Source organism: Collinsella tanakaei (assembly GCF_030373545.1).
Classification (GTDB): domain Bacteria; phylum Actinomycetota; class Coriobacteriia; order Coriobacteriales; family Coriobacteriaceae; genus Collinsella; species Collinsella tanakaei_C.
In genome coordinates, this window is the sequence record NZ_JAUDCO010000001.1 from 226612 (window position 1) to 244413 (window position 17802).

At 64.8% G+C, this 17802-nt stretch carries 11 protein-coding genes and 1 tRNA gene; 5 read left to right on the plus strand and 7 right to left on the minus strand.

Annotated elements, in window-relative coordinates:
- Window positions 1–26 precede the first annotated feature (26 nt).
- From QUW00_RS00885 to QUW00_RS00900, 4 genes are all read right to left on the minus strand, one after another.
- Window positions 27–1241, minus strand: a complete 1215-nt coding sequence (locus QUW00_RS00885) for a hypothetical protein (RefSeq protein WP_289612521.1) — start codon at window positions 1239–1241, stop codon at window positions 27–29.
- Window positions 1238–1504: a TIGR03905 family TSCPD domain-containing protein gene (locus tag QUW00_RS00890; RefSeq protein WP_289612522.1), complete on the minus strand. Its 267-nt coding sequence runs from the start codon at window positions 1502–1504 to the stop codon at window positions 1238–1240. Before QUW00_RS00890 ends, QUW00_RS00885 begins: the two co-directional genes overlap by 4 nt.
- A gap of 268 nt (window positions 1505–1772) precedes the next feature.
- Window positions 1773–3116, minus strand: coding sequence for an adenylosuccinate lyase (purB, locus tag QUW00_RS00895; protein WP_289612523.1), 1344 nt, complete (start codon window positions 3114–3116; stop codon window positions 1773–1775).
- 389 nt (window positions 3117–3505) lie between these two features.
- Window positions 3506–3580: transfer RNA gene (locus tag QUW00_RS00900), tRNA-Gly, on the minus strand.
- A gap of 475 nt (window positions 3581–4055) precedes the next feature.
- On the opposite strand from QUW00_RS00900, the gene QUW00_RS00905 reads away from it, so the two are divergent.
- A complete protein-coding gene (locus tag QUW00_RS00905; RefSeq protein WP_289612524.1) occupies window positions 4056–7865 on the plus strand; it encodes a SpaA isopeptide-forming pilin-related protein in 3810 nt (1269 codons plus the stop codon).
- Window positions 7862–8602: a class B sortase gene (locus tag QUW00_RS00910; protein WP_289612525.1), complete on the plus strand. Its 741-nt coding sequence runs from the start codon at window positions 7862–7864 to the stop codon at window positions 8600–8602. The genes QUW00_RS00905 and QUW00_RS00910 overlap by 4 nt, the downstream gene beginning before the upstream one ends.
- A gap of 3 nt (window positions 8603–8605) precedes the next feature.
- On the opposite strand, the gene QUW00_RS00915 is transcribed toward QUW00_RS00910, so the two are convergent.
- A complete protein-coding gene (locus QUW00_RS00915) occupies window positions 8606–8884 on the minus strand; it encodes a hypothetical protein (RefSeq protein ID WP_289612526.1) in 279 nt (92 codons plus the stop codon).
- Between QUW00_RS00915 and QUW00_RS00920 the strand changes: the two genes are divergently transcribed.
- The gene (locus tag QUW00_RS00920; RefSeq protein WP_289612527.1) at window positions 8871–9143 is read left to right on the plus strand and encodes a hypothetical protein; all 273 of its coding nucleotides are present in this window, start codon (window positions 8871–8873) and stop codon (window positions 9141–9143) included. The genes QUW00_RS00915 and QUW00_RS00920 overlap by 14 nt on opposite strands.
- Here QUW00_RS00920 and QUW00_RS00925 read toward each other — a convergent pair.
- Entirely contained in the window at window positions 9127–12645 is a 3519-nt protein-coding gene (locus QUW00_RS00925) for a M28 family peptidase (protein WP_289612528.1), read from the minus strand. The two genes, QUW00_RS00920 and QUW00_RS00925, sit on opposite strands and share 17 nt — an antisense overlap.
- Before the next feature lie 301 nt (window positions 12646–12946).
- On the opposite strand from QUW00_RS00925, the gene QUW00_RS00930 reads away from it, so the two are divergent.
- Together QUW00_RS00930 and QUW00_RS00935 are read left to right on the plus strand one after the other, a co-directional pair.
- Window positions 12947–13969 carry a helix-turn-helix transcriptional regulator gene (locus QUW00_RS00930; RefSeq protein WP_289612529.1) on the plus strand — a complete coding sequence of 341 codons (1023 nt, stop codon included), beginning with the start codon at window positions 12947–12949 and terminating at the stop codon, window positions 13967–13969.
- Complete coding sequence (locus tag QUW00_RS00935; RefSeq protein ID WP_289612530.1) at window positions 13962–14894, plus strand: helix-turn-helix transcriptional regulator; 933 nt, start codon at window positions 13962–13964, stop codon at window positions 14892–14894. The genes QUW00_RS00930 and QUW00_RS00935 overlap by 8 nt, the downstream gene beginning before the upstream one ends.
- Before the next feature lie 27 nt (window positions 14895–14921).
- On the opposite strand, the gene QUW00_RS00940 is transcribed toward QUW00_RS00935, so the two are convergent.
- Complete coding sequence (locus tag QUW00_RS00940; RefSeq protein ID WP_289612622.1) at window positions 14922–17792, minus strand: helicase C-terminal domain-containing protein; 2871 nt, start codon at window positions 17790–17792, stop codon at window positions 14922–14924.
- Between the last annotated feature and the right edge of the window lie 10 nt (window positions 17793–17802).

A 17802-nucleotide genomic window follows, 5' to 3' on the forward strand; every position in this document is an offset into this window, starting at 1 on the left:
GCGCAGCGCACCCGGCGGCCGACGGCCTACAGCGCGAAGACGCGGGCGATGACGTCAGTCGGGATGCCTTCCCGGTTCTTGATGGTCGCGAAGGTCACGAACTGGTCGCACGTCCCCTCGCTGGCCGGATAGTCGCCGTAGTCCAACGAGCGGTCCGGACACGAGAGCGTGGCGTAGGTCTGCTCCTCGGTGTCGATCACGAAGTGCGAAGAGCGCGTCTTGACCAGATAGACCGAACCCTTGCCCGCAGGACAGGCGGCGGGCTCGCGCCCCACGTAGATGAAGGGGCCGCCCTCGCGGCCGATGAACGTGCCCATGTTGCCCAGGCTGCCGCTGCCGCTGTAGCTCGCCTCGATGGCGAAGGCAAACGAATCGCCCATGTAGACCGCCTCGAAGGGGCGGACGCCGGCGGGCAGCACGAGCTGGTCGACGCGACGGAAGTTGGTGTCCGTGATGTCGATCGCCGTCATGCCGTAGTAGGTTCCCTCGTCGGCACGCACGCGCGGCGCGATGGTGAGGATCCCGTTGCACACGCGCGGATGCGTGGCAAAACGCCCGGGGGACTCGTAGATTTCCTGATGGGCGTCGTCCTCGATCGAGCGACGATAGCAGTGGCTCGCGTCGGAGGTGTGCGAACCCGACAGACTCGGCATCTTGAGCCAGTAGACGGTCGACCCGATCGCGGTGAAGGGAGCGGGGTCCCAATCGGCGTCGCCGCTATCGAGCTCAATCGGCTCTCCCACGATCTGCCCGTCGGCATAGGTGGCGGCGAGCAGCGACCACGAAAGCGTGGCGTAGTCGATCTCGGTCCACGCGAAGACGCCGGAGCCGCAGCGGACCTCGAAGAAGCTGTAGCGACTGCCTTTCGTGGGAGTCTCCACCAGCGTGATGAGGTTGCCCGAAGTAAGGGACAGGACGCCGATGGTGTTGATGGACACCGCGGACTCGGGCGTCATCATGGCGGCGCTCCAGACGCCGTCGCTGTGGAACAGCTGCGTGCCCAGCGGGAGCGTCCAGGTGTTGACCGCCTTGAGCGTGTTGTCGACGCCCTTGTACTCGTCGAGCGCGTCGATGATCAGCGAGTCGTCCTCGATGACCTGGGGCTCGCCCGTCGTCTCGTTTCCGTTGGAGTCTCCCGAGCAGCCGGCAAGCGAAACCGCTGCGGCCGCCGCGGCGGTGGCCGCAGCGCTTCCCGCCACGAAGCGGCGGCGGGTTATGCCGTCCTTGCCGAAGAGCTTCATGCGGTCGCCTTAGCAGCCGCCTCCGTGAGCGCGCGCGTGAGCTGATCGGCGCAGGAGGTGGGACGCGGGCCGCACGTGTTGCCGGCGAGGATCTTGACGACCTGCTCGACCGGCATGCCGGCGACGAGCTTGGAGATGGCCTTGAGGTTACCGTTGCAACCGCCCGTGAACGCGACGTTCTCGACGGTCTTGCCGTCGTCGGACAGCTCGACGTGGATCAGGCGCGAGCAGACGCCGCGAGGGATGTAGTCGGTCTCGATCATGATGGACTCCTATCGCTGTTTCCTGCTGGCCATTATAGACGCGGCGCTCCGTCGGGACGTCCACCCCGCACGAACCCCATAGGTATTCCGACGTGGCAGGCGGTCGTGGCAGGCGGTCGTGGCAAGCAGCGGCCCCTCGCCTGTCCGCATTCGAACAGAAACGTAATGGGTTTCAGGCGACACGTGGTATACAGGATGAGCCGCCTACAAAAACGAGCGGCCCCGCCGATGTCGGCAGGACCGCTCGCCTCGCGGTGACGTTACGAGCTTAAAACTCCAGCTCATCCAGGCGGTCGAAGACGCGATCGATGCGGGTCAGGAAGTCCCACGGATCGAAAATCTCGTCGAGCTTCTCGGATGCGACCGTGCAGCGCGGATCGGCCTCGAGCTTCTCGCGGAACGTGGTGCCGCCGGCGCACTGCTGCACCTCGCGCCACGTGGCCATGGCGTTCTCCTGCACGATGGCGTAGGCCTCCTCGCGCGTGATGCCCGTCTCGACGAGGGCGAGCAGTACCTTGGACGAGAAGATGAGGCCGCGGGTCTTGTTGAGGTTGGCCTTCATCTGCTCGGGATACAGGATGAGGCCGTCGACCACGCGGGTAAGGCACTGGAACATGTGGTCGAGCGCGATGAAGCTGTCGGCCTGCGCCACGCGCTCGGCGGAGGAATGCGAGATGTCGCGCTCGTGCCACAGGGCGACATTGTCAAAGGCGACCTGCGCGTTGGCCTTCACCACGCGGGAGAGGCCGCAGACCTTCTCCATGGTGATGGGGTTGCGCTTGTGCGGCATCGCGCTCGAGCCCTTCTGCCCCTTCTTGAAGGGCTCCTCGGCCTCAAGGGTATCAGTCTTCTGCAGGTTGCGGATCTCGGTGGCGATGCGCTCGCAGGTGGCAGCCGTGGTGGCGAGCACGCCGGCGAGGTAGGCGTGGTGATCGCGGGAGATGACCTGCGTGGACAGCGGATCGTGGACCAGGCCCAGATGCTCGCAGACGTACTCCTCGACAAACGGGTCGATGGAGGAGTAGGTGCCCACCGCGCCGGAAATGGCGCCGAACGCCACATTGGCGCGGGCATCGATCAGACGGTCGAGGTCGCGCTTGAGCTCCCAAGCCCAGCTGCCGAACTTCATGCCGAACGTCATGGGCTCAGCATGGATGCCGTGGGTGCGGCCGACGCACAGGGTCTCGCGCTCCTCGAAGGCACGACGCTTGCAGATCTCGCCGAGCTTGCGGCAGTCCTCGATGATGATGTCGGTCGCCTGGACAAGCTGGTAGCACAGGGCCGTGTCGCCGAGGTCGGAGGACGTCATGCCAAAGTGCACCCAGCGGCTGGGCTTGGGCTCGCCCTCGGGGACCTCCTTATCGATGTACTCACCCATGTTGGTGAGGAAGGAGATGACGTCGTGGTTGGTGACGGCCTCGATAGCGTCGACCTCGTCCTTGTTGAAGGCGGCGTGCTCGCGAATCCAAGCGGCCTCCTCCTTGGTGATGCCGATCTTGCCGAGCTCTGCCTGAGCCTCGCAGGCAAGCACCTCGATCTCCTGCCAGATGGCGTACTTGTTCTCCAGCGAGAAGATGTGGCCCATCTCAGGACGGGTGTAGCGATCGATCATTGCGGCTCCTTTTTGTGTATTGGCACGCTGACGGTACGCACATATTGTACGCGCTCGCATGGGAAAATAGGGGCAAGCACCATTTCCCCAGGCATGAGCGCGACAAGATGGAACCGGGCACAAATGTGTCGCCTCGCGACTCCAACGGGCTCGAGTCCCCGAAAGGGGCTCGGAAAAGGAAACGGCACCGTGGTCGGTGCCGTAAAAGCTCTGGAGCGGGCAACGGGACTCGAGCCGGCTGCGCCGGCTCCCCCGCTGCGGCGCTTCGCGCCTTGCGCGCTGCGCGGGGAACGCTCACGCGTTCCCACGCTCCGCGACCCCAACGGGTTCGAGTCCCTGGAAGAGGCTCCGAAAAAGAAACGGCACCGCGGTCGGTGCCGTAAAAGCTCTGGAGCGGGCAACGGGACTCGAACCCGCGAGTGTCAGCTTGGGAAGCTGATGCCTTACCACTTGGCGATGCCCGCGTATGTGTGCCGATGACGTCGGCGTACGGTGTAGTATAGCGTGCCGGTTTTCGCCGGACAAGGCGGGTGCCGCAAACAGCCTTGAACCGCAGGAAAATTGCTGCTGTCCCATACGAACACCTCAGCGGCACCATCGACGTGGGCCAAGTTCGCCCCAACGGTTCAGATTTGTGCTGATATGGCGCGGTTTTGACGGCATGTCCGTACCGATAGGTCTTTATCCATGAACTTTGAGCCCTGCCTTCACCAGCCGTTGTTGGGTTGCTTTGGATAATCGCGGGACCGCCGTCTTGTGCCCTGTTGGATACCTTTGAATTTCTGTCCAATTTGACCATCTATCATCTCCTTCCCATCGCGATGAAGGAGGTCGGTCATGAGATTGCCGTCTCGGTTAGCCCGCCGGTCGAGCCGTGCTCGAAAAGGACGAGATCACAGGAGGATGCGTTCCGGATACCCGTGCGCAAGAGCGCTTGATGTGCACGTGCTTTGTGCGCGGTTGGCGCTTCTTGTTGCGGCGGCGTGCGCCCTGTCGCTTGTCGCGTGGCTTCGCATCAATCCTGCGGAAGATGCCTATGCAGCCCAATCGACGATTTCTGTAACCGAGCTGCCGAGCAATCCGCACTCGTCTGACGGCGAGGGAACGTTCATTCGCGTCAGCGGGCCGACCTCCTCCGTCGCGTACTGTGCACAGGGATGGCTGCTCACCCCTGAAGTCGGGCAGCGCCTCGAGCGGTACGGTTCGCTCGAGATTCCCGAGCTCGACTACGTCATGTACCACGGCTACGACGGCAAGGTCGTGACGTCGGTATACGGTCTCGATGAGCAGCGGTCCGAAGCGGCGACCGCGGCTGCGGTATGGCTCGCCATCGCCGACCAGCGCGGCGACATCCTTGATTATGTGGGCGACGGGGAGCAGTTCCACGGCAACCAGATGTATCTTGAGCGCTGGCAGCTCATCAAGGACGAGCAGGTCAAGGATGCTGCCTGGAAGCTCTACCAGGCCGGACTCGACTACAAGCGCGCCGGCGCGGGCGGAGACGAAGCGGGATGCGCAACCCTGTGGACCAACAAAACCGCTCACGACCAGACCGGGCTGTTTGAATATCAATGCCTTGTGACCTCGGATAAGGTGGTGACCGCAACATTCACGAAGACGTCAGCGGATATGCAGATCACCGAGGGCAACGAATCGTACTCGCTCGCGGGCGCCAGCTACGACATCTATCGGGCTTCAGACGATCGGAAGGTCGCATCCATCGAAACGGACGAGGATGGGCGCGCGTCGCTGCAACTCGAGCCGAATACCTCCTATTACGCTATCGAGACATCCGCGCCGAACGGCTTTTTAGTCAACGAGCAGCGTATCGAGTTCAAAACCGGAACGCAGCCCTCAAACGTGGAACTTGTCGACACGCCCGCGCGCTTCTCGCTCGTCGTTTCCAAGCGCGATGCGGCAACCCGCGGTATCGCGCAGCCGGGAGCCACCCTCGAGGGCGCGGAATTTCATCTCACCTCGCTCTCGGTCGATGGATTCGAGCGGAGCGGAACGACCGATGAGCACGGCGTTCTTGAGTTTGACGACCTTCCGCTCGGCACGGTTCGAGTGGTGGAGACCAAGGCCCCGGAAGGATACGTGCTCGACCCGACGCCACGTGAATACACCGTAGAGGCCAGCGACCTGTCGGAAACAGGTGAGCTTACCCTGATGCCTGAAGAGGATTATCTTGAAGTCCCCGTCGCCTTCGACCTTGAGATCGCGAAGTTTCGGGGTGATATCGAACCGGGCAGCTCCGCCCATAAGACCCCTGCGGAGGGCGTGGAGTTCCTTATCATCTCGAACTCTACGGGCGAGACCGTCGGGTCCATCGTCACCGGAAGCGACGGATACGCGACGACCGAGGGGCTCTGGTTCGGCGAGGGCGAGCGCCCTGACAACGCAGCCGGCGCCCTTCCCTACGATCGAGCGGGCTATCTGATCCGCGAGAACGAGGAGACGACCCCCGACGGACTCAAGCCACTCGATGACTGGTCAATCAAGGCGGATCAGATGGCGAACGGGGTCACGCTGCGTTATATCGTGAGTAACCAGGCCGTAGCGGCGCGCCTGCAGATCGCGAAAGTCGATGCGGACACGGGCGAGCGCATCGCGGCCGCCGGTTTCTCGTTCCAGATTCTCGATGAGCAGGGTGAGCCCATCAGCCAAAACGCGTGGTACCCAAACCCCGTCACCACCGATGTGTTCACGACCGACGAGAGCGGCACCGTGACGCTTCCCGAGCTGTTGCGCGCCGGGTCATATCGCATCCGCGAGGTGGCCGCCCCCGCTCCCTACCTGCTCGGCAATGAAGATGTGACCTTTACCATCGAAGATGAATCCGACGGCGCTCTCGTCGTCGTGGAGGTGGCAGACCGCCAGGCGACGGGCAGCGCCCGCCTAGCCAAGACATGCTCGCAAGACGGCAAGGCCTTGGCGGGAGCAACCTTCGATGTCGTGGCGCTGCAGGATGTCATAGGCCCTGATGGATCGATCCTTGCAGCTGAAGGGTCGATTGTGGGAACGGTGACGACCGACGAGGAAGGAACGGCGCACATAGAGGGCTTACCGCTTGCCGCCGACACGGTCCGTTACGCGTTCGTAGAGACCGAAGCGCCCGACGGACACGTGCTCGACACATCCCCGATCGAGTTTTCCCTGAGCTTCCAAGATGGCGAGACACCGACCGTGGTCACGGAGGTTTCGGCAACCAATGAGCCGACACGGGTCGTGGTGCACAAGCGGGTGGGTGGGAATCCCGATGAAGGAGTCGAGGGCGTTGAGTTCACGCTGTGGCGCGCGGACGACGAGGCGGAAGGAAGCGAAGAGGTTGATGGGGTGCCCAAGCTTGTCGACGGGCGAGAAGCGCTGACGGTCGAAACCGATGCGCAGGGAGACGCCATCGTCGAACATCTTGAGCAGGGAACCTGGCGCATGAAGGAGACGGGTGCTCCGCAGGGGCTCATCCCGAGCGACGAGGTCTTTGAGTTCACCGTAGATGACCAGGGTCTGATCGAGGGCGAGCGGTCGTTTGAGGTCACCATGGAAAACGACTACACCAAGGTGGATATCTCGAAGCGCGACATCACGAATGAGGAGGAGGTTCCCGGAGCTCACCTGACCATCTTGGACGAGGACGGCAACGCAGTCGAGAGCTGGGTTTCTGGAACCGAACCCCATCGCATCGAGCGACTCGCTCCTGGAACCTACTATCTCATCGAGGAGCTCGCACCGCAGACCCATGAACAAGCAAGCGCCATCGAGTTCACCGTCGATGCGACCGGCGGGGTCCAAACCGTCGTCATGTATGACCAACCCATCTCGATCGAGGGCACTGTCGACAAGCGCCAGGAGGTTGTCGGCCCGGCTGACGGGGACGACGAACCTTCCGGAAACGATGGGCCCAATGACAGCACATCCGCAGATAGAAGCTATGCCTACAGCATCGACGTACGCAACGGAAGCACGACATGGGTCGACGAGTTCACGGTGACCGATGAGATCGACGGCGCCGAGGCGGGGCTTGTCGAACTGACCGCACTTACCACACCGCAAGCGTCTGGGGATTTCGATGGGAAGCTCAACGTGTGGTATCGGACGAATCTACCCGCGGACACCGTGGAGGACAGCAGCGCGAACGCCACGCTCGATGACGGTCACGGCAATCCTTGGTTGGCCCACGACAACGTGATGGCATCTCTCGGCAGCGACGGACGAGCACTCGACTACACCGGATGGCGTCTGTGGTGCGAGGACGTGAGCACCGAGCAGGCAGTGCAGCTGAACGTCACCGACTTGCACCTAAGAGATGGGGAGACGGTCGTTGCGATTCGCTTGGAATACGGCTGCGTCGACGCCGGGTTCTGCACGCGCTCGGAGCGATGGGATGCCGACGACATCAAGGACGCGCATGACAACGTCGATGAGATCTTGGCGACCCATGAGGGTGACACGTTTGAAACCTCAACAGGAGAGACAGCGGAACGAGCGCCGCTCGTCTTGCACATGCGCGTCACCGATCGATATCAACCTGGAGATGAGCTGATCAACGATGCCCGCGTCGATCTGTACCGCAACGGAGGTGGAGAGGAGCTTGAAGACCACGACGAGGACCGCGTGGAGCAGACGCCCGACACAGGCACCTGGCCGCTCGACCAGACCGGTATCGGGGCGGGCGTTGCGGTGATTCTGCTGGCAGCAAGCGGTGCGGCGTGGTGGTTCGCGCGCACCAAAGAGTCGCGGGCCGCATGATTGAGTCAGCGCGCGTCGGAAAGGTCATCGCCTCGTCGTGCCTTCTGCTCGCAGCCATGTCGGGGGCGGTGCGGTGCGCCCGCATCGATCTGGATGAGATGGCGTACCGCATCGCCGCCGCCTCGCGCATGTCGATCCACGACGGCGATTCGCCTTCGAGAAACGATGGGGCTCAGGACCCTATGGCGGACAACCCCGCGATCGTAGGATGGCTGGATATCGAACAACCGAAGCTTTCCTACCCTGTCGTGCAGCCGCGCGGAAACACGCCCCGCTCCTGGTATCTTGACCATGACGCCTGGGGCAACAACAGCGAGCTTGGCTGCCCGTATCTTGATATCCGCGCTACGGAGACCGATGACCATCTGCTCGTATACGGACATCGAATCTTGGGGACCGACTCCATGTTCAGCCGTCTGGCCGATGCCTATCTCCCTGACGTCTTTTGCAAGCTGGGAAATGCACGGTGGGAATCGCGCGACGGAAGACAGCTATCCTGCACCCCGCTTCTTGCAATGCAGGTGCAGGCGGCATATCAGCCAATCCAGCAATTCGACTTCGGCGATTCAGCGGACCTCAGGGCATGGCTGCGGCGCTTAACCGAAGACGCCTCCGCCGTGTCGCACACAGCGGAGGCGTTGATATCGTCTAGCACGGCGGCCGTCACGCTGGTCACCTGTTCGGGAAACCTCGTCGGTTCCAGCTGGCGGACGCTGGTGGTCTACGTGGCCCGTTAGGCGCTACGCATCGTCGCCGCCCTCGGTGTCCTCAGCGGTATCGCCATCCTCGGCAGCCGCATCGTCCTCTGCCTCTTTTTCCTGTTCATCGATGGCTTCATCAATGAAGGTCTGGTCGTTGGAAGCATCCTGCGCCCGCTCCGCCTCGTTGCGCTCGACACGCTGCGCCTCGGGAGTCGATCCCGCAACGCCGACAAAGTACGAAAGGCCGAGGCCCAGAGCAATGGCCACGATGGCACCGATGAGATAGGCGATCCAATGGCGCTTGATGAACGAGAACACGTATCCTCCTCGACATGGTTCGTTTGCCCAGTATGCTACCAGCTTTTTGCATCGCGCATTGCGCGGCGATGCATGCGCGGGCGTATCTCCAGAAGCCGTGCGGCGTCTTTTGATTATCGGGATTCATAACGAGAGGCGCCAGCCGTTCATCTGGCTGCTGAGATGCAATCCCGTACAGCATGAAAAAGCCCGGCTGCGGCTCGTTGCCGCAGCCGGGCTGCTGAAACGCGGTGTCGCGCGTCTTACGAGCGGCGAATGACCTCGGTGACCACATCGGCGGCGAGGTCGATGTTGTCGGTGTTGATGTTGACGGGGATGTCCTCGGTGCTGTGGGAGCACGCGAAGCTCGTGCCGTCGACACCACCAAGGGTCACGGAGCGCAGACTCATCTCCATGGCGGCATGGGCGTCGGTATCGACGAACGGCATGTCGACCGAGCCGATCTCGTGATGGAAATCGGAGGAGACGCGCGAGATGAGACCCATGATGCGCTTGTCACCCTTGAGCACGCGGCGCTCGCCCTCGGTGGAGACCATCGCGAGCATGCCGGAGCCGACGCACTCGAGGTTGATCAGGAAGACGCCGCGCAGGCGGTCGCGATGGGACTCGAGGAACGCGCGGGCGCCGGCGTTGCCGTTCTCGGACGAGCCGGTCGCCACGAACCAGATGTCGTGACCGAGGAGCTCGTCATCGCCCAGGGAGGTGATCGCCTCGCGCAGCTCGGTCTCGGACAGCGTGCCGTCGCTGGCAGCGCCGCCCTTCCAACCGTCGTCGCCCTCGAAGTTGTCCCACGAGCCGATGTCGCGGCCGGAGCGCTTGGCGTCGTAGTTGCTATCGACGCCAAGCCAGTCGCTCATGCTCGACTCGTCCCGCTTCTTCTTGCGCCCGAACAGGCCGCGCTTCTTTTTCTTCACCGGCTGCGGAGCGGGAGCCTTGATGGTGTCGAAGGTACCCGGGGCAGGAGCGCTCGGCGCGACGACGTCATCGGAATTGATGACCGTGAACTGCGAGGTGGAGGGAGAGGACACATGGACGCTGCCCGTGGCGCCGACGTTCGCGAACGGATCGGACGCGAGGGCGGACGGATCGGGCAGGTCGAGCAGGGATGCGCGGTTGGCGGCAGACGCGGCGCCGGCGATCGTGCGGGGCGCCGGATCGACGGCGGGCACGACCGGGGGAACCGTACGGGTCACCTGGGGCGCGTTCGAAGCGATATCGGGAATGTTCATCGCGCGCTGCGGGCGCTGCGGACGAGCAGCGGTGATCTCGGCCATCAGCGAGTCGACCGTATCCTGGCGGCGCGGCTGCGTCGCATCGATCGGCTTCTCGCTGAACGGATGCGTCCCCTGCAGGACGGTGGACATATCGAACGTCTGCGTGGCGCCGCCGAGCGGAACCTGCTGGTCGGCAGCATGCTCGTTGCCCTCGGACTCATCAGCGTCGTCATCGTCATCGTCATCGTCGGCGAGGATCCCGTCGACATCATATGCCATCTCGTCATCCTCGGCGGCATCGTCGTCGGCCTCGACCGGCGCGTCCTCGTCGTCACGCGCAAGCGTGGGATCCATGGGGGCGAACGTGGAGGTCTTCTCGAGTTCAACTGCGTCCTCGGAATCCGCGAGAACGTCGTCGGCCTCTTCGCCATCGACCGGCTCATCATCATCGAGCACCTCGTAGATGGCCTCCATGATGTCGACATCGTCGTCGTAAGCGGGCTCGGCCTCTTCTTCGGCGGCCGCGATGTCCTCGTCGCTCAGAGGCTCGAACACGTCGGTCTCACCGCTGAAGAAGGCTTCCTCGCCATCGCCAGAGGCATCGGCCGGCACCTCGCCAGCATTGCCATCGACGGGTTCTTCGTCCTCGATGGGCTCGTCTTCGGCAGGCAGCTCGACCGCGTCTTCGGCGGCTGCGATGTCCTCGTCGCTCAGGGGCTCGAACACACTGGTCTCACCAGAGTAGAAGGATTCCTCATCATCCTCCTCAGGCTCCTCGCCATCGAAGGCCTCGTCGTCGACGAACTCCTCGACGCCAGACTCCTCCTCAACGTACTCGTCCTCCGTGAGCTCCTCCTCGGCGAGCTCCCCCTCTGCTTCCCCATCGAATGCGGGCTCGTCCTCGGCGAACTCATCCTCGTCGTCCAGGGTCTCGTAGGCGGCGTCGACGGCGGCGTCGAGTTCGGACTCGTCGTACGCCCACTCGTCCTCGTCGTACTCCTCGAGCTCGTCGAGCTCCTCGTCGTCCTCGGCCTCGTAGGCCTCGAACTCCTCAGACGCGACGGTCGGCTCGACGACAACGTCGTCGTCAGCGGAGGCGAACTCCGGCTCAGCCTCGACCTCGGGCTCGACGGCAGGCTCCGGCTCAACGACAGATGCGTCCTCGATCTCGGGAACAATGTCGACCACAGGTGCAGTGGGAACGACGGGAACCGCGGCGGAAACCGCAGATGCGGCTTGCGCAACATCGGCGACCGTATGCGCGGCGCGCGCGGCGGCGGGCACAGGAAGCGCGCCCTCCTCGTACTCGATCGCGCACGAAGTGGCTACCATGCCGAGCGAGCGCAGCGCATCGACGCCATAGCGGATGCAGCCGGCCTCGTTGACGGGCAGGCCGGGCTCCTCGTCCTCGACCGGCTCCTCCTCGGCGACCTCCTGCGCGATCTCCTCGGCATCGGCCTCGTCGGCCTCGGCCGGCTCGTCGTCAGCAGCCTCGGCCAGCTGATCGTCCTGAAGCGCCGGCATGGTGATGGTCGCGCCCGTGAGTGAAACCTCCTCTTCGGCAACCTCGTCATCGGCGCCGTAGTCGATATCGGGCACGATGGTGAACCCGTCTTCGACCAGCTCGTCCGCGCCCTCGTCGGCAAATTCATCTTCAAACGAAGCATCGGAATCGTCGGCCTCGGCGCCGTCGACAAGCTCGTTGTCGCCGTACGGCACGGCCACGACACCGCCGTCGTCGGTATAGCTCTCCACGGCGTAGAGGCTCTGCTGCTCCTCCATGTACTCGTCGAAGGGACGGTCCTCGGGGAACTCATCGGCCCCCTGGAAGGGCGCGACGGCATCCATGACGCCGAGCATCGCCGCGACCGAGGACTTGTTGCACACAGAACCCGAGGTGTAGGGCAGCACGTAGCGATTGAGAATGATGGCGACCGCATTGAGAAGCGGAATCAGGGAGGCGAGGATCGCGAGAACCCACAGCACGACCTTCGCGGCACCGGGCAGCGGGAAGATGCGCAGGATGCCGATGATCGCCGGGACGACCATGGCAACGGGAAGCAGCTTGACCAGCAGGGGACGGTACGCGGCGAAGGGAGCCTGCGCCAGGATGTCGGCGCGCGGGGAATCATAGTGGGCGACCACGACGACCGGGCGGTTGCGCGGCGAGGCGAGCGGGCCGGACGCCTTGTGATATGCGATGACGTTCTGCGAGAGACCGCCGGCACCGATCTGCGGCAGCGAGATGCGGCCGAGGCGCTCGAGGATGAAGATGGCGCCGCAGACGATGACGAGAATCGTACCGACCACGCCGAGCGCGCCGCCGATGCCCATGAGCACCGTCGCGACGAACAGCACGCAGCCGAGAATCGCACGGATCAGCTTGGGCGACGAGGACGAGGTGAACTCCTGGATCTCGGGCTCAAACCCGTGATTGGAAAAGATGTGCGCGATCTCCTCGGCGGCGACGCGCTCCTCCTCGCTGCAAGCAGGGGTGATTCCGACCGTCTGAAGCAGGTGGTTCAGATACTTTTGGGTATTCGCCATGTTGGCTCCACATCATATTGTCCGAATATGCGGACGCCGCGCGGGGCGCTTCGTCCGTACGTAGTCGAAAGTATACCCTGAACGAATCGTACCTGCAGCTTTCCATCCCTCTTACCGACAAAAGCGGCCCGTTCGTCGCGGACGCGCCGGTACGCCCGACACAGGCCCGACACACATCCGACAGCGCATCCCTACTGGTAGCGCGGCCGTCCGCAGACGAGCGTCGCTGGTCCGGTCGCCTCGTTTAGAATGAAACGAGGCGACGCGGGGCGCACGACAAGGCCCCAGAAAGGTCCCATCTATGGATACACGTCAGCACACACAGGACGCCGAGGACACGACGACGCACGACACCGCGCGCCGTATCCTCAACCTCCTGTTTATCCTCAATTCGTCATCCACGCCCCTGACCACCGAGCAGATTGTATCCGACAGCGATCTGGGATACGGCTCGCTGAATCGCGCGTCGGACCTCAAGAAGTTCAAACGCGACCGCGAGAAGCTCGCCGAGCGCGGCATCCACATCATCGAGATCAGGGCTGCAGGGGCCCAGCAGACCGAGGAGAGCTCGTGGACGATCGACCGGCGCAGCACCTACGCGGCGGCGGGCGCTCTGTCCCGCGCCGACGCCGAGGTGCTCCTGCGCGCGGTCGACGAGTGCCTCGCGCGCGAGGACACCCCGTTTCGCCATGGGCTGCTGAGCATCAGGCACAAGCTCGAAGGGCTCGGGGGCATGACCGCCGAGCCCTCGCCGCTCGACAGCGAGGCCACCGCGCAGGAAAACCCCGCTGCCGAGGCTCTGTGGAGCGCGTTTGTCCTCAAGCGCAAGATCCGCTTTTCGTATCTGGACGCCAAGGGGCAGGAAAGCAAGCGCACCGTCGCCGTCTGGGGCGTGTTCATGCAGGACGGCCACAGCTATTTTGTCGGTCTGGACGAGCAGTCGGGCGGCGTGCGCACCTTCCGCGACGACCGCATCGTCCGCGCATGGCGGCCGACCGGCCGCTATGAGGTACCCGCGTGGTTCGACATCGGCAACTACCTCTTTTTGCCCTTCGACCTGGCCGCCGGCATGGCGCAGCCCGTCGAGTTCTCACTGCGCCGCGACCTGTCGCAGCCCGAGGTCGAGGCGCTTATCCACGGGCGCGGTGAGCTCGAGCGCGCGACGGACGGGTCGTGGCGCTGGCGCGTGAAGGCGCGCGACCTCGACGCCGCGGCCAGCTTCGCGCTCGCCCACAGTGCGATGGGCATGCGCCCCGTCGCGCCGAATCGCCTGGTTACCGCATGGAAAACCCTGATCGGAAAGGTGGTGGAGGCCCATGGCTAAGCCCGGATCGCTCACCGCGGACCGCACGCTCACCGCGGGCATCAAGCTGCTCGAGGCCCTGTCGGCCGCACCCGACCATCGCCTGGGCGTCGTCGACGCGGCGGCTGCCGCAGGTATCGGGACCGATGACCTCCCGGCCGTCGTCGATACCATCGGCGCGCTGTCCGACCGCATGAGCGGGGCGCGCGCGGCGATCGAGACCGAAGGCGACCAGATCCACCTGTACGGAGACGCCGCCCTGCTCATGCCCCTGCGTCTGAGCGTTGAGGAGAGCATGATCGTCTCGCATATGATCGACCTGCTCGACTTGGATTCCGAAACCCGCCAGCGCATCCGCGAGGGCCTCATGCCCGACGGCGATGAAGACACGGCGCGCGGCATCGCCGAGACATCCCGGTACGGTTCGTGGCTTGTCCAGCTCTCGGAGGCCATCCAGGACGGCGTGCGCTGTCGGATGACCTATCGCTCGCTGACCGACGACACCGCCCGCACGCGCACCGTGGACCCCCTGCGCATCGACGACGAGCAGGGCCGCGCCTACCTGATCGCGTGGGATGTCGAGCGCGACGAGGAGCGGCGCTATCGCCTGGACCGCATCGCCGACGTGGCCTACACCGACGACTCGGTCGCCCCGCATGAGGTGAAGACGCGCAGCACGGCGGAAAGCCTGCGCGCGCACGGCGCCGCGGCGCGGCTCGTCGCGGCAGACGAGGAGACGATGCGCAGGCTCACCTGGTCCGGCATAGGGCAGATCGAGGCGCGCGACGACGGCAGCTGCGTCTTCACGCTCTACTACTCGTCAAAGCGCTGGCTTTTCGACCAGGTACTCGCCGCCGGCGGTAACCTGCAGATCGTCGAACCGCGAGAGCTCCGCGACGAGCTTCGCGCCTACGCCGCGGAGCTGCTCGCTTCCAACGACGGCTGACGGTAGCCGCAGCGCTCGTGCGCGCAATCAGCGCTCGTGCGTGCGGCGCCACAGCTCCAGGTAGCGACCCACCTGGCCGCTCTCGATGCGCTGGTAGCCCGAGGTGGGCAGCGAGCTCAGGAACTTCTTGCCGTATCCCTTGGTCACCAGGCGGGAGTCGGCGAGCACGAGCACGCCCACGTCGGATGATGTGCGAATCAGGCGCCCAGCGGCCTGCTTGACTTCGAGCACCGCCTCGGGCAGGGCATACTGCGCCCACGCCCGCTCCTCGCGCAGGCCGCGCTCGCAGGAAAGCGGGTCGGTTGGGCTGGAGAACGGCAGCTTGGGGATGACCACGCAGCGCAGCGTGTCACCGGAGGCGTCGAATCCCTCCCAGAAGGCCTTGAGGGCGAACAGCGACGAGGACTTCTGCGATATGAAGCGGTCGCGCAGCTGGCGCGACGACGCGTTGCGCTGCTGGCACGCCAGCTCCAGGCCCGCCGCGGCAAGCTTGGGCTCCACGCGCGCATACAACTCCTCCATGTCGCGCCTGTTGGTGAACAGCGTGAGCGCCGAGCCGCCCATGGCGATATGCACGTCCACGAGCAGCTGCTCGAGCGTGTCGAGATAGGCGTCGCGGTTGCGCGGATCGGGAACGTCGCCGGCGACGACAACCGTCATGTTCTCGTCGAAGTCGTAGCTCGAGTCGAGGTGCAGGGCGCGCGAGGAACCCGGGCTCAAACGGTCAAGACCGACAGCCCGGTTGAAATGGTTGAAGTTTCCTGCGATCGAGATGGTCGCGGACGTGAAGATGGCGGTATGGACCTCGGGCAGCCAACGGGTCGCCAGCATCTCACCCACATCGAGCAGCTCGGCGGTCAGCGACTCGCCTCCGGCGCGCAGGCGCCGGTTGACCTGCAGGGAGTACACATAGCGCTCGTCCTCCCCCTTGACGATCAGGTCGAGCGCGTCGTGTATCTCCCCGGTGCGCCGAGCCGCGTCGGCGGCGTCGACCACGAACTCCGGCTTGTCCTCGGATACGGTCTCCACGAGCGATGCCAGGTTGCGATGGGCCTCGTCCAGTGCGTCGATGGCGGTCAGCGCGGGCGGCAGAAACACCTGCCACCCGGCGCTTGCGCGCATATCGGGCCCGATCCAGATGTTCGCGTTGTCGTAGCCATCCGCCTTCCCGCGGCGCGACAGCTCGCGCACGGCCTCGAACAGCTCGGCCATGGCGAGCGAGGCCCGCTGGACGCTCGCGGTCGCCTTGGCGGTCAACCCCATATACAGCGTTGCCGCATCGGAGCCGGCAAGGTTGCGGATGAGCTGCCCCATGACACCGGAGCGCTCGCCGCCCAGGCGCTCGAACAGTGCGCGCGCCTCGTCGGCGGACACGGACAGCGCCCACTGGCGACGCGCCTCACGCTCGACCGAATGGGCCTCGTCGACCACCCAATGCCTGATGGGAGGCAGAATCTTGCCGTCAGCCGCCACGTTGCGGAACAGCAGCGAGTGGTTGGTGACGACCACGTCCACGCGCGCCGCGCGGCGGCGGGCGCCGTGCACCAGGCACCGATCGGGATAGAAGGGGCACAGGCGGCGGGCGCACTCGCGCGACGGCGTCGTGAGGTCGGCGCGATTGACGCTGCGCCACCGAATGCCGAGCCCGTCGAGGTCACCGGTGGGTGACTGGCAGACGAAGGCGTAGATGACCGCCACCGCGGTCAGGGTGTCCGCCGGGTCGCGGTTCGTCTTGATCTCCGCCGTCGAGCGGCTCATGCGCTCGAGCTTGCGCAGGCACGGATAGTGATCGTAGCCCTTGAGCGCGCAGAACGTCAGGCCGCCGGGCAGCTCGCGCGCGAGACGCGGGAGCTCGTGGTACATGAGCTGGTCGGCCAGGTTGTTGGATTTGGTCGCGATGCCGACGGTCACATGGTTGCGCCGGGCGGCCTCGGCGAAGGGGACGAGGTAGGCGACCGATTTGCCGACGCCCGTGCCCGCCTCGATGACGCGGTGCGTGCCCGTCGCGAGCGCATCGCGGACCTCGCAGGCCATGTCGACCTGCTCGGCGCGGGGCTCATAGCCCGGATACATGCGATTCACCAGGCCGCCGGGCGCGTAGCATGCCTTGACCTCGTCGGATGAGGGCATGATAAGACCGGGAAGCTCGTCGGCGTCCACGCGCTCCTCGGGCGCCTGCGCGCGCAGGACCTCCGTGCGCGCCGCGGCCAGCGAGAAGATGCCGTCGGGGTCCTCGCCTGCCAGATAGGAGAAAATCGGCCGATAGCTCCAGGGAACGTCCGGATGCATGTCCGCCAGGCGGCGCATGAGGCCGCGCGGCAGGTCGGTCAGGCCGACGAGCAGGATGCGCCACACCCCGCACAGCGCCTCGACATCGTCGATCGCGCGGTGAGACACGGCGGCGCAGCCGAACAGCTCGGCGAGGTCGGCAAGCTTATGCGAGCTCAGGCGCGGCAGGGCGATGCGCGACAGGGCGAGCGAGTCGATCCACACGTCGCTGACGTTCACCCCGCCCTTGACCGCCTCGATAAACGAGCGGTCGAAGGCCGCGTTGTGCGCGATGACCGGGCAGCCGCCCACGAACTCCTCGAGCATGGCAACCGCCTGCTCCGAACTCGGCGCATGCGCGACGTCGGCGTCGGTGATGCTCGTCAGGCGCGTGATCTCCTCGGGGATAGGGATGCCAGGGTGAACGAAGGTGTCAAAACGGTCGATGATCTCGCGCCCGCGCAGACGGGCCGCGGCGATCTCGATCAGCTTGCTGTCCTGCACCGACAGGCCGGTCGTCTCGGTGTCGAGAACGATGACATCTTCTTCTATCAGGCCAAACGTGCGCGTGCGAGCTCGTTCGGCCAGCGTCTCGTACTGCTTGACGATGAAGTCGGGAGTCCCGGCCATCACCGCCTCG